Origin of the sequence: Streptomyces sp. ISL-98 (genome assembly GCF_018614055.1) — a bacterium.
Taxonomy (GTDB): domain Bacteria; phylum Actinomycetota; class Actinomycetes; order Streptomycetales; family Streptomycetaceae; genus Streptomyces; species Streptomyces spiramyceticus.
Map to the genome: position 1 here is coordinate 127,883 of NZ_JAGGPB010000032.1, position 13,524 is coordinate 141,406.

General features: G+C 71.2%; 13 protein-coding genes. 6 read left to right on the top strand and 7 right to left on the bottom strand.

Annotated elements, in window-relative coordinates; genetic code table 11:
• Positions 1-3 precede the first annotated feature (3 nt).
• The 3 genes from J7I98_RS21720 to J7I98_RS21730 all read left to right on the top strand — a co-directional run bounded on the left by J7I98_RS21720 (position 4) and on the right by J7I98_RS21730 (position 2,812).
• A complete protein-coding gene (locus tag J7I98_RS21720; RefSeq protein WP_214922874.1) occupies positions 4-714 on the top strand; it encodes a TetR/AcrR family transcriptional regulator in 711 nt (236 codons plus the stop codon).
• A gap of 173 nt (positions 715-887) precedes the next feature.
• Entirely contained in the window at positions 888-2,150 is a 1,263-nt protein-coding gene (locus tag J7I98_RS21725; RefSeq protein ID WP_374225162.1) for a sensor histidine kinase, read from the top strand.
• A complete protein-coding gene (locus J7I98_RS21730; RefSeq protein WP_214922877.1) occupies positions 2,147-2,812 on the top strand; it encodes a response regulator transcription factor in 666 nt (221 codons plus the stop codon). Before J7I98_RS21725 ends, J7I98_RS21730 begins: the two co-directional genes overlap by 4 nt.
• Here J7I98_RS21730 and J7I98_RS21735 read toward each other — a convergent pair.
• The gene (locus J7I98_RS21735; RefSeq protein ID WP_214922879.1) at positions 2,773-3,051 is read right to left on the bottom strand and encodes a DUF6332 family protein; all 279 of its coding nucleotides are present in this window, start codon (positions 3,049-3,051) and stop codon (positions 2,773-2,775) included. The genes J7I98_RS21730 and J7I98_RS21735 overlap by 40 nt on opposite strands.
• A gap of 68 nt (positions 3,052-3,119) precedes the next feature.
• Positions 3,120-4,610 (bottom strand): MFS transporter, encoded by a 1,491-nt coding sequence (locus J7I98_RS21740; RefSeq protein WP_214922886.1) that lies wholly within the window; start codon positions 4,608-4,610, stop codon positions 3,120-3,122.
• 86 nt (positions 4,611-4,696) lie between these two features.
• On the opposite strand from J7I98_RS21740, the gene J7I98_RS21745 reads away from it, so the two are divergent.
• Positions 4,697-5,098: a MarR family winged helix-turn-helix transcriptional regulator gene (locus tag J7I98_RS21745; protein ID WP_214922888.1), complete on the top strand. Its 402-nt coding sequence runs from the start codon at positions 4,697-4,699 to the stop codon at positions 5,096-5,098.
• A gap of 65 nt (positions 5,099-5,163) precedes the next feature.
• Here J7I98_RS21745 and J7I98_RS21750 read toward each other — a convergent pair whose 3' ends face one another.
• From J7I98_RS21750 to J7I98_RS21765, 4 genes are all read right to left on the bottom strand, one after another.
• On the bottom strand, positions 5,164-5,910 hold the full coding sequence (locus J7I98_RS21750; RefSeq protein ID WP_214922890.1) for a maleylpyruvate isomerase family mycothiol-dependent enzyme: 747 nt from the start codon (positions 5,908-5,910) through the stop codon (positions 5,164-5,166).
• Positions 5,911-5,969: 59 nt separating this feature from the next.
• Complete coding sequence (locus tag J7I98_RS21755) at positions 5,970-8,834, bottom strand: poly(A) polymerase (RefSeq protein WP_214922892.1); 2,865 nt, start codon at positions 8,832-8,834, stop codon at positions 5,970-5,972.
• 98 nt (positions 8,835-8,932) lie between these two features.
• Positions 8,933-9,283: an SCO4225 family membrane protein gene (locus J7I98_RS21760; RefSeq protein ID WP_214922894.1), complete on the bottom strand. Its 351-nt coding sequence runs from the start codon at positions 9,281-9,283 to the stop codon at positions 8,933-8,935.
• A gap of 71 nt (positions 9,284-9,354) precedes the next feature.
• Positions 9,355-10,575: an MFS transporter gene (locus tag J7I98_RS21765; protein WP_214922896.1), complete on the bottom strand. Its 1,221-nt coding sequence runs from the start codon at positions 10,573-10,575 to the stop codon at positions 9,355-9,357.
• 107 nt (positions 10,576-10,682) lie between these two features.
• On the opposite strand from J7I98_RS21765, the gene J7I98_RS21770 reads away from it, so the two are divergent.
• Both J7I98_RS21770 and J7I98_RS21775 read left to right on the top strand, forming a co-directional pair.
• Complete coding sequence (locus J7I98_RS21770; protein ID WP_214922898.1) at positions 10,683-11,897, top strand: ROK family protein; 1,215 nt, start codon at positions 10,683-10,685, stop codon at positions 11,895-11,897.
• Positions 11,894-12,772, top strand: coding sequence for an alpha/beta fold hydrolase (locus J7I98_RS21775; protein ID WP_214922900.1), 879 nt, complete (start codon positions 11,894-11,896; stop codon positions 12,770-12,772). The genes J7I98_RS21770 and J7I98_RS21775 overlap by 4 nt, the downstream gene beginning before the upstream one ends.
• A gap of 473 nt (positions 12,773-13,245) precedes the next feature.
• Here J7I98_RS21775 and J7I98_RS21780 read toward each other — a convergent pair whose 3' ends face one another.
• Positions 13,246-13,476, bottom strand: coding sequence for a hypothetical protein (locus J7I98_RS21780; protein ID WP_214922902.1), 231 nt, complete (start codon positions 13,474-13,476; stop codon positions 13,246-13,248).
• Positions 13,477-13,524 lie beyond the last annotated feature (48 nt).

The window sequence follows — 13,524 nt, forward strand, 5'->3', positions numbered from 1 at the left end:
TCCATGAGCACCATGCGCGGAGCCAGGGAACGAGCCCGGATCGAAGTCACTGCGGCCATCAAGGAAGAGGCCCGCAGACAGCTTGCGGCCGAAGGCGCCGCAAAGCTCTCCCTGCGCGCGGTCGCCCGCGAACTGGGCATGGTCTCCTCCGCGCTCTACCGCTACTTCCCGAGCCGCGACGACCTCCTCACCGCCCTGATCGTCGACGCGTACGACGCCGTGGGCGCCGCCGCCGAGACCGCGCTCGCGCAGCAGTCCGTCGGCACGGCCCACCCGGAGCGCTGGACCGCCGTTTGCGGGGCCGTACGTACCTGGGCGCTGGCCCACCCCCACGAGTACGCCCTGATCTACGGCTCGCCCGTACCCGGCTACACCGCCCCCCAGGCGACCGTCGGCCCCGCCTCCCGCGTCGGCCAGGCCCTCATCTCCATCGCACGCGACGCCCACCGCACCAACGGCCTCGCCGTCCCGCGTCTCCCCGCCGGTCTGCGCCCCGAGGCGGAGCGGATCGCCGCCGACTTCGCCCCCGACCTCCCACCGCCGGTCGTCGCGGCCCTGGTCGCCGCCTGGTCGCAGCTCTTCGGCCTGATCTCCTTCGAGGTCTTCGGCCAGTTCAACCGGATTGTCGAGGACCGCGACGCGTTCTTCGCACACTCCGCCGCAGGCCTCGCCCACACGGTGGGTCTGATCGGCGGCAGCAGCGCCGGATCCTGACGCAGCACCCGTTCGTGCAGGGCGCGCAGTGCCCTCGTGGACGCACTCCGGACAGCGCCCGAGCTCGATCCAGCCCCCGGCCGAGGCCGGGACCACGTACTGCACGTACTGCACAGGGAGTACGTGTGATCACCACGCACGGCTGACGCCCCGGCCGCAGCTCCCCGTCTACGGTGGCCGCTATGAGCCCGCAGCATGAACGGTGGTGCGGCGGTCCCCCCTGGCAGCAGGGCGGGCCGCCGCGTTGGCAGCCCTGGGTGACCCGGCAGGCGGGCGGCCGGCTGCCGTGGGTGTCGACCCTGCTCGTGATCGCATTCGTGCAGGTGGGATCGAGGTTCGCGGCCGAGGGGCAGCTCGACCGCTCAGGGCTCGACGTCTTCGCCCGGCTCCTGCTGTTCACGGGCGCGGCGCTGCTCCTGCTGCGCCATCGGTACCCCGTGCTCGTCGCCTTCGGTACGTCGGCGGGCGCGATGATCTATCTCGGCGCGGGTTACCCGTACGGACCGGTCTTCGTCCCCGTCGCCATCGGCTGCTTCTCCGCCATCGTCGCCGGTCACCGCCGGGCCGCCTGGACAGCCGTCGGGATGCTCTGGGCAGGCCACGTCCTGCTCTCGCACTGGCTCTACCGGTGGCTGCCGCCCGCCGACGACGACGCCGCCCCCTGGGGGCAGGAACTCGTCGTCGCCGCCTGGGTGGTGGCCATCGTCGCCGCCTCGGAACTCGTGCGCGTACGCAGGGAGCAATGGGCGCGCGAGCGCGTCGAGCGCCAGGCCGCCGAGAAGCGCCGCGCCGACGAGGAGCGGCTGCGCATCGCCCGCGAGCTGCACGACGTACTGGCCCACAGCATCTCGGTCATCAACGTCCAGGCGGGCGTGGGTCTGGCCCTGCTCGACACCGACCCCGAGCAGGCCCGTACGGCGCTGACCACCATCAAGTCCGCAAGCAAGGAGGCGCTCGGCGAAGTGCGGCAGGTCCTCGACACCCTCCGCACCCCGGGCGAGGCGCCGCGCTCCCCGGCGCCCGGCCTCGACCGGCTCCCCGAGCTCGTCGAACAGGCCTCGGGCGCGGGCCTCACCGTGGAGATCGAGACAGAGGGTGTGCGGGCCGCCCTGCCGCCCGGTACCGACCTCGCGGCCTTCCGCATCGTCCAGGAGGCCCTGACCAATGTGGTCAGACACTCCGGCTCGCGCACCGCCCGCGTCCGGCTCGCCTACGCGCCCGGCCGCCTCGACCTGCGCATCGACGACGAAGGACCTGCCACCGGCGGCCACGCGGGCGGCAGCGGCAACGGACTTGTGGGGATGCGCGAGCGTGCGGCGGCCCTCGGTGGCACGATCGAGGCCGGGCCGCGTCCGGACGGCGGCTTCCGCGTGGAGGCCACCCTTCCGTTCCGCGCTTCGCCGATCTCGCCGATCTCGCCGAAGGAGAACTCGTGATCCGCGTACTGCTCGCCGACGACCAGTCGCTGGTACGGGCCGGCTTCCGGGCCCTGCTCGCCGCGCAGCCCGACATCGAGGTGGCGGGGGAGGCGGCCGACGGGGAAGAAGCGGTGCGCCTGGTCGGCGAACTGCGCCCCGATGTCGTACTGATGGACATCCGGATGCCGCTGCTCGACGGCCTCGCGGCGACCCGCCGTATCACCGGCGACCCGGCGCTGGACGGCGTAAAGGTGATCATGCTGACCACCTTCGAGCTCGACGAGTACGTCTTCGAGGCGATCCGCAACGGTGCCTCGGGCTTCCTGGTCAAGGACACCGAGCCGGAAGAGCTGTTGCGGGCGGTACGGGCCGTGGTGGACGGGGATGCGCTGCTGTCGCCGGGCGTGACGCGCCGCCTGATCGCGGAGTTCGCCGCCCGGTCCAAGGAACCGGCGCAGGCCGAGGCCCTGGTGGAACTGACCGACCGGGAGCGGGAGGTGATGGCCCTGGTGGGCATGGGCCTGTCCAACGAGGAGATCGCCCGCCGCCTCGTCGTCAGCCCGCTCACCGCGAAGACGCACGTCAGCCGCACCATGGTCAAGCTGGGCGCCCGCGACCGCGCCCAACTGGTCGTCCTGGCCTACGAGTCGGGGCTGGTACGGCCCGGCTGGCTGGGCTGAGTGCTGGGCGCCCCCTTGTAGCGCCACAGCACATGCACGACCCGCAGGACGAACACGACGGCGGCCAGCGCGCAGCCGGCCACGAACAGGACCTTGTTCAGGGCCGGCGGCCATCCGAGGAGATACGCGGGAGCGGTGAGGGCGGCGAAGGTGGCAACCGCCAGGACGGCCGCGCTCAGCAGCGCGTAACCGATCTCGACCGTCATCGCATCGCGCTGAGCCTGCGTCCGTGTCCCCATGCCCGGAAGTGTCCCAACGGGTGCGGCCGGCGGGCAAGGGACACCCGCCGGCCGCACCCGCCCCCCGGTCAGTCGCGCACGCCCACCCGCTCCGGCTCGGCCTCCTCCGCCGCCACCGGTATGGACTTCGCGAGCACGACGGTCTCCTGGCGGCGCCGCGTGCGCAGCCCGGTCAGCGTGATGAGCAGTCCGACGAGCGCGATCACGGTGACCACGACCAGGCCCGGCCGGAAGCTGTCCAGTACGGCCTGCGGGGAGCCGCCCTCGCCGCCGCCCGCCGTGATGACGGCGGTGACCACGGCCAGGAAGATCGCGCCGCCCACCTGGATCGAGGTGTTGAGCAGGCCCGACACCATGCCCTGCTCGTTGTCGTCCACGCCGGTGGTGGCCTGGATGTTGAGCGAGGGGAAGACCAGCGCGCAGGCGGCGCCGATCAGGAGCATCGAGGGCAGGATGACCGCCACGTACTGCGGAGTGAGGCTGATGCGCAGGAAGAGCGCGTAGCCGATTACCAGGAAGGTCAGGCCCGCCGTGATGACACGCGGAGTGCCGAACCGGTCCACCACATCGCCGATCTTGGTGGACGAGAGCGCCACCAGCACACCGGCGGGCAGGAAGGCAAGCGCCGTCTCCAGCGCGGACCAGCCGAGCAGCGACTGCATGTACTGGACGACGAGGAACTGGAACCCGACGTAACTGCCGAAGAAGGTGGCGGCGCCCAGCTGCGCCCGGATCTGGCTGCCCGAACGCAGTACCCCGAGCCGGACCAGCGGGTTCGCGGTGCGCTTCTCGATGACCACGAAGACGGTGAGCAGCACGGCGGCCGCGAGGAACGACAGCAGCGTACGGGCGGAGGCCCAGCCGACTTCCGGCGCCTGTACGACGGTGAAGACGAGCAGCAGCATCGAGGCCGTGCCGGTGACGGCGCCCGGCAGGTCGTAACCGCCGCGGGTGGTGTCGCGGGCGCTGTGCGGGATCAGCTTGATGCCGGCGACGAGGGCGATCAGCGCGATGGGCGCCGGCAGCAGCATCGTCCAGCGCCAGCTGAGCTCGGTGAGCAGGCCGGAGAGGACCAGGCCCATGGAGAAGCCGGTGGCCGCGCAGGTGGTGTAGATGGCCAGCGCGCGGTTGCGCTGCGGGCCTTCCTTGAACGTCGTAGTGATGATCGACAGCCCGGCCGGGGCGGTGAACGCGGCGCTGAGGCCCTTGATGAAGCGGCTGGCGATCAGCAGCGGCCCCGAGTCGACCAGCCCGCCGAGCAGTGAGGCGAGGGCGAAGACACCGAGTGCGATGAGGAAGACGCGGCGCCGGCCGAGCAGGTCGGCCGCGCGGCCACCGAGCAGCAGCAGTCCGCCGTAACCGAGGATGTAGCCGCTGACGATCCACTGCAGCGTCGAGGTGGTCAGGTCGAGATCGGCGGCGATGGAGGGCAGGGCGACGCCGACCATCGAGACGTCGAGGGCATCGAGGAACATCGCGCCGCAGAGCACGAGCAGGGTGCCCCACAGGCGCGGGCTCCAACGCACAGGTGAATGAGGGACGTTGAGCGGAGAAGTCATGAGGAGCACAGTACATGCACATGCATTGAGTGCAAGCGCATTTAATTCCGATGCAACAAAGTGCTGAATTCTGCTACCGTGCGCCCATGGCAGCGAAAAAGTCCGAGCGAGCGCTCGTCGATGAGTGGCGCGGCATCCTCGCGCTGCATGCCAGCACGCTCTGCGAGCTCGACCGCGAGCTGCACCAGCACGGCCTCGGCGCGAGCGACTTCGAGGTGCTGGACGTACTGGCGGAAGGGACCGCCGAGGACGGCAGCGGTGCGTACCGCGTCCAGGAACTGGCGTCCCGTGTCCACCTGAGCCAGAGTGCGCTGTCCCGGCTCATCGGCCGGCTGGAGAAGGACGGCCTGGTGCATCGCGGAATGTGCAGCGAGGACCGCCGGGGAGTGCGGGTGGTGCTCACGGACGCGGGCCGGGCGCGCTATGCGGAGGTCAAGCCGCTCCAGCGCGCGGTGCTCGCGCGGATGCTGGCGGACCGGCCCGCGTAACGCCAAGGGCTACGTCGTTACGTCGATACGTCGTCATGTGGCTTCGACACTTCGACGCTACGTCGCTACGACCAGGTGACGGACGACTTCTCCCGCCACAGCTGAGCGAGCGTGGCGTCACCGGACAGCGTGATCGCGGACAGCGGCAGCCGGTTCCAGAGGGCCAGGTAGAGCCTCTCGGCAGGACCGCTCAACTCGCAGTCCGCAGGCCCTTCTCCGGTACGTTCCGTCTGCGGAGGCCCGTCGGGCGAGAGCCGGACCGTCCACACATCGCCGGCGTCTGTTGCCCGTACGCGCACAACTCGCGGCACATCCGTGCGTACCCGGCTCTTCCCGCGGGCGTGGAACGCGCGCAGCAGTTCGTCGATGCCGTCCACGGCGAACTCCGGCCGCAGCGGCGAAAGTCCGGCACCGAGCGCCGACTCGGCGTCCGCTCGGTGGACCGCCGTCTCGTGCGCCTGCCGCCGTGCCCAGAAGGCGAGCGGCGACGGCGCGGGCAGGAAGGTCCAGCACTCCAGGTCCTTGGGCGCAGTGCTCAGCGCGGCCACCAGCAGGGCGTGGCCCTCGCGGAACCAGCCGAGCAGCGCATCCCCGTCCAGGTCCGGCTCGCCCTCGTCGGGGTGGTACGCCGTGTGTCCCGCCGTGACGTACGCCGCCGCCCACCGGTGGACCATGCCGGTGTGCCGCAGCAGATTCCGCACCTGCCAGCCGGGGCAGGTGGGCACTTCGGCGCCGGGTCCCGCGGTTTCGGCGGCAGCGGCCAGCAACTTGGCCTCGCGGTCGAGGCAGTTGACGAGCTCGGAGATCTCCATGCGGGCGATTGTGCCAAACGTGTCTCCGGGACGCCGATCCGACGTCATCGGATCAGGAGTCATCGGAGCGTGGGTACGGCGCCGCCTTCCGCCCATTCGATCTCGACCCCGGGCAGGCCCTTGAGCCATCCGGCGGCCAGGTCGGCGAGTTGGGGTGCGTCCGGGGGTGTGTGGCCGAGGCCGATCGCGTAGCGAGCCGAGCCCGGTGCGGTCTCGAAGGGGCGGGGCCAGGCGCGGGCGTCCGGCGAGCCCGCTTGTCCCAGGGTGGTGAGCAGTGCCCAGAGGTGGCCCAGGATGACCTCGACGTCTTCGTCCGCCTCTGTTCGTACGGTCTCTGTTCGTACGGTCAAGATCGCCCAGGCCGCGTGGCGCCGGTGGAGAGGCGGTGGCGAGAGGAGTTCCGGCCAGGGGTCGGTGCCGGTCCGGGCCGCCGACTCCACGGTCTCCCACGCCTGGTAGAGCTCCTGGGTCAGCAGTTCCCGTCCGCCGGTGCCGAGTTGTCCGGTGCAGCTCCGGACGGGCGCGGTCGGGGTCATGATCGAGACGGGTGCCGCGGATGTACTGATGTGGGCTGAGAGAGCCACTGGTTCGCGCCAGTCCCAGGCGGCCCAGGTGGAGAAGAAGCGCCGGAGCAGGTCGGCGGCCGGAAGGTGCCCGGCCTCCCGAGCCGTGCGTGCCGCCAGTACGGCCCAGGCCAGGCCCGGCAGTCCGCCGAAGGGGGCCGAGTCCAGGCCGCGTGCCCGGGCCCAGGCCTTCACCTCCCTGGCCAGCCGGGCGAATGCGTCGAGGTTGCCGCCGGTCGCGGTGAGCACGGCAGCCGCGTCGCTGACCGCGCTCAAGGCGATCGCGGCTGCGTCACCGAGCTCGGTGCGGCGGTCTACCGCCTCGGCAGGGGCGAGATTTCCGGTGCCGACGACCACGAGGTCGACGTCCAGGCCGTCGACGCGCAGCCGCAGACCCGGCACTTCGGCACCGGGCACCTGCTGTACCCGACGTACCCGGGTGGCGCCGGGCAGTACCGCCGCCACCCGCGCCTGGATCTCCACGACGTCGACGGTGCCCGGCAGCGCCGCCACCAGGTTCAGGTCCGCGTCGGCGAGGGCGCAGCCCATGCGGCGCGATCCGGTGACGTACACGATTCCTTCGGCCAGTGCCTCGGAGACGCACTGCGCGACCTGCTCTGCCGTCCCTGTCCCCGGACCGGCCTCTGTTGCGGGCGTTGTTACGGGCTCCTCCGTGCCGGGCTCGGACAGCCAGCGCACCTCGCCCGTCCCCAGGGCGATCGTCGCCCGTGGCCGCATTGGCTCCCCGCCCCGGCGGGAGAGCAGGACCAGCTCCCCGACGTACGCCGACATGCTGCCCAGCAGGGCGGCACACTCGGTGGCGAGCCGTCGTGGCTCCCGGCTCCGTCCGAGGGACAGATGAGGGGTGAATCTCCCGGCACGGCCCCGGCAACGGGGGAACCGTTCCTCCAGTGCGCGCTGCAACTCCGCCCACGGCGTCGCGTCGGCCGCCGCCGGGTCGAGCCAGACGGTGGAGTACTCCCGGTGCTTGAAGGTGCGTACGCCTGCGAGGCGGGCGGCGAACGGGGCCGTCTCAGCCGCTGCGGCGGAGAGCAGCGGGGCAGCCTGCTCGAAGTCGGACTCCGGCACAAAGCCGAAGAGCAGGTTCACATGTGGTGGCCAGCGGCGGATCTGCGGGTCGTGTTCCTCGCGGATGCTCTGGATGGGCGGCCAGAGCTCCGCCGAGGGCATCCATGCCACCGCTGTGCGGGGCGTCGGTGAAACGTCGAAGACACCTGGGATCTCGGGCCCGGCGCGTACGGCCAGATCCACCTCCACGCCGTAGTGGTCCGACACGAACTGCCCCTCCGGGCTCGGCGACACGCCCCGCAGGACCGCCCCGGTCGCCCGCAGCGTTCCCCCGTCCCGCAGGAGTACCCGGTCCAGCCGGGCCGCCCGGCCGGACAGTGAGGAGAGCGCGGCCAGCGGGTTGACGCGCGGGTCGAAGGTGGGCGCCGCATCAGCGGCCCCGTGCACCTCGGTCCAGGCGTCGAGCAGGCCGAGCACACGGGCCGGTCCGTCCCGGTGCTCGTTGAGGTCGCCCAGCAGGATCACATCGCCTCCGACGGCGGCCAGTCCCTCGGCGAGCCGGGTCAGTTCGGCCTCCCGCCGGACGCGACCGTCGGTGGAGTGGTCGCTGGACAGATGGGTGGTGACCAGCACCAGCGGCCCTGCGGCGGTCTCGACGGTGACGGCGACAGCGGCCTTGTGCGGGCCGAGCTCGTGCCACGCCGTTTCGCGTACGGGCAGTCGGCTGAGCACCAGCAGCCCGCCTTCTTCCACGTCCTCCCCTTCGGGGCCCGTGGACACGGTGTAGCCGTCGCGGACCCAGCGGGCCCGCAGTAGCATGGCGAGCAGTTCGGTCTCGACCTCCTGCAGCGCGATGACGTCCGCATCGGCGTGTTCCAGGGCGTCCAGCAGCAGCGGCCTGCGCCGGGCGGTGTCGATACGGTCGCTGTCGTACCGGTCCCACAGGGTGTTCCAGGTCAGTACGCGCAGACGCTCGGCCCGCGCTGCGCCGGGTGCGCGGTCGCGGTCCGCGGGGCGCCATCCGGCCGCCGGGTCCCATGCGTACGGCGTTCCGGCCGTGAAGAACGGTCCCAGCAGGCGACGCGGATACCGTGCCCGGCCCGCCTGTGAGGCATCGATCCGGTCCACACCGGTGGCCCGGTCCCAGACCACCTCGCCGTCCGCCTCTACGAACACCACCCGGTGCCACGGGATGTCACCGCCCGGTACGAAGGAGGGCAGCGGCATCGGCTCGACCGCTGCCCCGCGCTGGCTGATCCCCAGAACGAACCGGGCCGGGTCGAACCGCGGGTCCCACAGGACCTGGTGGTAGATCTCCTCGCTCGTACGCATGGCGCCTCCGGACGTGGGGTCCAAGACCATGGTCCCGCCACTGGCCGGCGCGATGTCGAGCTGTCGTGATCAGCTGAGCGATTGCAGACGACCGGTGGTCAGGCGCCCTGCGGATGGGCAGGGCGTGCGGCGCCGCCGCGGATCAGTCGGACGAACCAGCCGAGGGCGAACGACTGGATCAGTACGGAGAGCACCAGGGCGACGTACACGAACCAGGTGGACTCGTTCACGGCCTCCCCGAGCAGATCGCCGCCGATGAAGAACGCGAACACGGTGGGCGCACTGAGCAGGAACAGCCACACCCCGGCGAGCGAGGCGTCCTCGTGCGTGACGAAGAGCGTGTCGATCGTGACGAGCACCGCCGTCACCGCGACCACGCCGAGGTACGCAAGCGAGGCGGGATTGCGGAACGTCAGTCGCGCGATGCTGCGCAGCCGTCGAGCGGTCATGGTCGTCTCCCCATTCGGTCTGGTGCCTTCATGGTGCGGCCCGTGATCCGGCCGCGCCTGAGTACGCCTACTCAGGCGGGCGGGGCGGAGGACGCGTTCCGCGCCGAGTACCCCAGCAGCGCGGCAGCGGCAGCCAGTAGCGCCACCGTCGTCAGGGCGACGGGCAGCGAGAACCAGTCGGCGAGGAATCCGATGGCGGGTGGCCCGACGAGCATGCCGCCGTAACCGAGGGTGGATGCCGCGGCCACCCCGCTCGGCCCGGCCAGTGCGCCAGCCCTGGCAACCGCCACGGGGAAGATGTTCGCCAGGCCGAGTCCGGTGACGGCGAAGCCGGACAGCGCGAGCCAGGTCGTGGGCGCGAGCGCGCCGAGCAGCATTCCGGCGGATGCGAGTGATCCGCCCGCCACGAGAGTGCGGGTCTGGCCGAGCCGCTCCAGAAGGGTGGTGCCGCTCAGCCGGCCCGCCGCCATGGCCAGCGCGAAGAGGGAGTAGCCGGCCGCTGCGATGCCGGGGTGGGCGTGGAGGTCCTGCTGGAGATGGAGGGTACCCCATTCGGCGAGGGCCCCTTCGCCGTACGCCGTGCACAGCGCGATCACCCCGAACAGCGCGACGATCTTGCGGGTCTTTCCGGAGAGCGGTCCGCTCCTGGCCGCCGCCTCAGTACGTTCGGGGACGGGCGCCCGGTGGCGCAGCAGCGTGGGACCTGCCGCGGCCGTGACGACAAGCCCGATGCCGGTCAGTGCCAACAGGTGCGTGGTGGCGGACACTTCGGCCGCGACCAGGCCGCCGAGCCCGGCACCGGTCATGCCGCCGAAGCTGAAGGCGGCGTGGAAACTCGGCATTACGGGTCGCCGCATCGCCGCGACCAGATCGACCGCGGCACTGTTCATCGCGACGTTGATGCCGCCGTACGCGGCTCCGAAGACCAGCAGCACCAGGCCGAGCGCGAGCGTCGAATGCGTCTGTGCGGGCAGCGCGATGCTCAGCGACAGCAGTACGCCGCAGGCCACGGTCACCGGATGGCTGCCGAAGCGCCGGCAGAGCCGCCCGGTGAGCACCATCGTGATCACCGCGCCGCCGGAGACGCCGAGGAGGGCGAGGCCGAGGTCGCTCGCCGAGGCCCCGGTCTGCTCCTTAATGGCGGGGATACGGACCACCCACCCGGCGAAGAGGAAGCCGTCGAGGGCGAAGAACACGGTCAGTGCGGTACGGAGGCGGGACAGGGAGGCTGCGGCGGGGTTTCCGCGCTTGTTCCCCGGGGCGGTCGCGGTTACTTTGTTTAGTAGCGGCACAAACTCAGCATAGGGGCCGCGCCCGGATCCGTACAAGCAGGCTGGCCACCGGCCCGGAGACGGAGCCGGACCCGGACGATCTTCGAAGACATGGGAGACTCGCCCCCATGAACGGCAAGGCGACCACCGTCAAAACAAAGCTGGAGAGAGGCCGGAGCGCTCTCGGGCCTGCTCTGGAACTGGTGCATACGGGCCGGGCGCCCACCCGTGCCGTCCTCACCGCGGAGCTTGGCGTCACCAGGGCCACCGCCGGTGCGGTGGCCGCCGAGCTGGAGGCCCTCGGACTGATCCAGGTCGACTCCCGGCCGGGAGCTGCGGCCGGTTCGCAGGGCCGTCCTTCGCACCGGCTGGCCGTCAAGGACTCGGGCCCCGTCGTCCTCGCCGCCCAGGTGCACGCCGACGGCTTCCGGGCGGCGCTCGTCGGCCTCGGCGGGCGCATCGTCGCGACCGCGCCCGGCTGCCTGACGGTGTCCGCCGACCCGGCGCAGGTGATCGGCGCGGTGGTCGAGGCGGGCGCCGGGCTGCTGCGCGAGACCGGACTGCGCTGCGTGGGCGCGGGCCTCGCCGTGCCGTCGGCGGTCGCGGAACCGGACGGCACGGCCCTCAACCCCCTGCACCTCGCGTGGCCCGCCGGCGCCCCGGTCTGCGACATCTTCGCCGAGCAGGTACGCGCCGCCGGCCTCGCGGGCCCCGCCTTCACCGGCAACGATGTCAACCTCGCCGCACTCGCCGAGCACCGCCACGGCGCGGGACGCGGCGCCCAGCACCTGCTCTGCGTCGCCACCGGGCACCGCGGCGTCGGCGGCGCACTGGTCATCGACGGCCGCCTGCACACCGGCAGTTCGGGCCTCGCCCTCGAAGTCGGCCACCTCACGGTCAACCCCGAAGGACGCCCCTGCTACTGCGGAGGCCGAGGCTGCCTCGACGTGGAGGCCGACCCGCTCGCCTTCCTCACGGCGGCGGGCCGCACCCCGGGACCCGAGGTCTCGCTGCTCCAGCAGTCCCGCGACCTGCTGCGCGAGGAATACGACGACCCGACGATCCGTACCGCGGCCGAGGAACTGATCGACCGCCTCGGCCTGGGCCTCGCAGGCCTGGTGAACATCCTCAACCCCGACCGCATCATCCTCGGCGGCCTCCACCGCGCACTGCTGGACGCCGACCCGGTGCGGCTGCGCGCCGTCGTGGCGGACCGAAGCCTGTGGGGGAGGAGCGGCGGCGTACCGATTCTGCCGTGCACACTGGACCACAACAGCCTGGTGGGCGCGGCCGAGTTGGCGTGGCAGCCGGTGCTGGACGACCCGCTGGCCGCACTGGCATGACCGGCATGTACCCGCCCATCGAGCCGTACGACGAGGGAATGCTCGACGTAGGCCACGGCAGCCTCATCCACTGGGAGGTCTGCGGCAACCCGGCGGGCAAGCCCGCGCTTGTCGTCCACGGTGGCCCGGGTTCGGGCTGCGGACCCGGCGTACGCCGCTACTTCGACCCGGACCGCTACCGCACCGTCCTCTTCGACCAGCGAGGATGCGGCCGCAGTACGCCACACGCCAGTGACCCCGTGACGGACCTGACCAACAACACCACCCACCACCTGGTCCGCGACATGGAGCAGTTGAGGGACCATCTGGCCATCGACCGCTGGCTGCTGTTCGGCGGCTCGTGGGGCTCCACGCTGATCCTCGCCTACGCGGAACGCCACCCGGACCGTGTATCCGAAATCGTCATTTCCGGTGTCACCACGACCCGCCGCTCCGAGATCGACTGGCTGTACGGGGGCGTTGCCCGCTTCTTCCCCGAGGCGTGGGAGCGGTTCAGGGCCGGGGTACCCGAGAAGGACCGCGACGGTGATCTCATCGCGGCCTACGCACGACTCGTCTCGCACCCGGACCCGGACGTACGGGCGAAGGCCACCGCCGCCCGCCTCGCCCTGGTCCGTATCGCCTCCCACTACTTCTCCCACGGCGCCTGGCTGGAGGAGGGCGAACTGCTGCGCGAAGCCGGACGACTGTCCGCGATCCCCGGCGTACTGATCCACGGTCGCCACGACCTGAGCAGCCCGCACGGCACGGCCTGGGAACTCGCCCGGGCCTGGCCCGGCGCGGAGTTGGTGGTGGTCGACGACGCGGGCCACAAGGGCAGCGAGTCGATGCGCGAACTGGAGCTCGCCGCGCTCAACCGCTTTGCACGTTCCTGAACGCGAGTCGGACAGCTTCAGTGCCGTAGCCGGCACCCCAGGCATCCGGGCGCCTAATGTGCCGGCTGTGCGTCTCTCAGCCCTGGACAGCGTTGATCACTGCCGCCAGAGCACTGACCAAAGCCGCGAGAGCCGTTATGCCCGCCAGCCACAGATTGACCCGCCGGTGGTTGTTGTCATTGCGCTCGCCTCCAGGAGGGCTATCGGTATGTGTCACGCTGGTCCTTCACTTGGTGCAGGCCCTAGGTCGGTTGCCCCTGCCGAGGGCCCGTCAGGTGAACCCCGTCCCGGTCGAGGCAGGAGGCGGGGCTCGTTCTGGGCAGGAACGTAACAGTCATCTGACCTGGACTTTTGCCAAGGTGGTTGGTTCCAGCTGCCGTTGAGGAATCCCGTGATGCATACTCGTGGGCGGGAGGGTGCATCACGGGACACCCCCAGGCTGCGGCATATGACAAAGGCATATTCGCCGAGCCTCAGCCGGCAAAGCCGGCGATACAGACGAACCGCAGAAATCCCCTGCTCCCGCTTTGGCTGAATTTCAACCTGCGCAGCAGGTGTGCGGGCTGGTTCATGGTGCACTCGCGCTCGCTCGGCCATTTTTCGAGCCGTGGTTCGCGGAAGCACATTGCGGCACGCGGTTGGTTCAGCGCCGTGCGGTGGCGTCGGGAGTCGACAACACCACACAAGATCTTGGTGACCGCCACGCCTGGTGGGAGTGCCCTTACGCATCGCGGGCCGCTCTACCGGCTGTG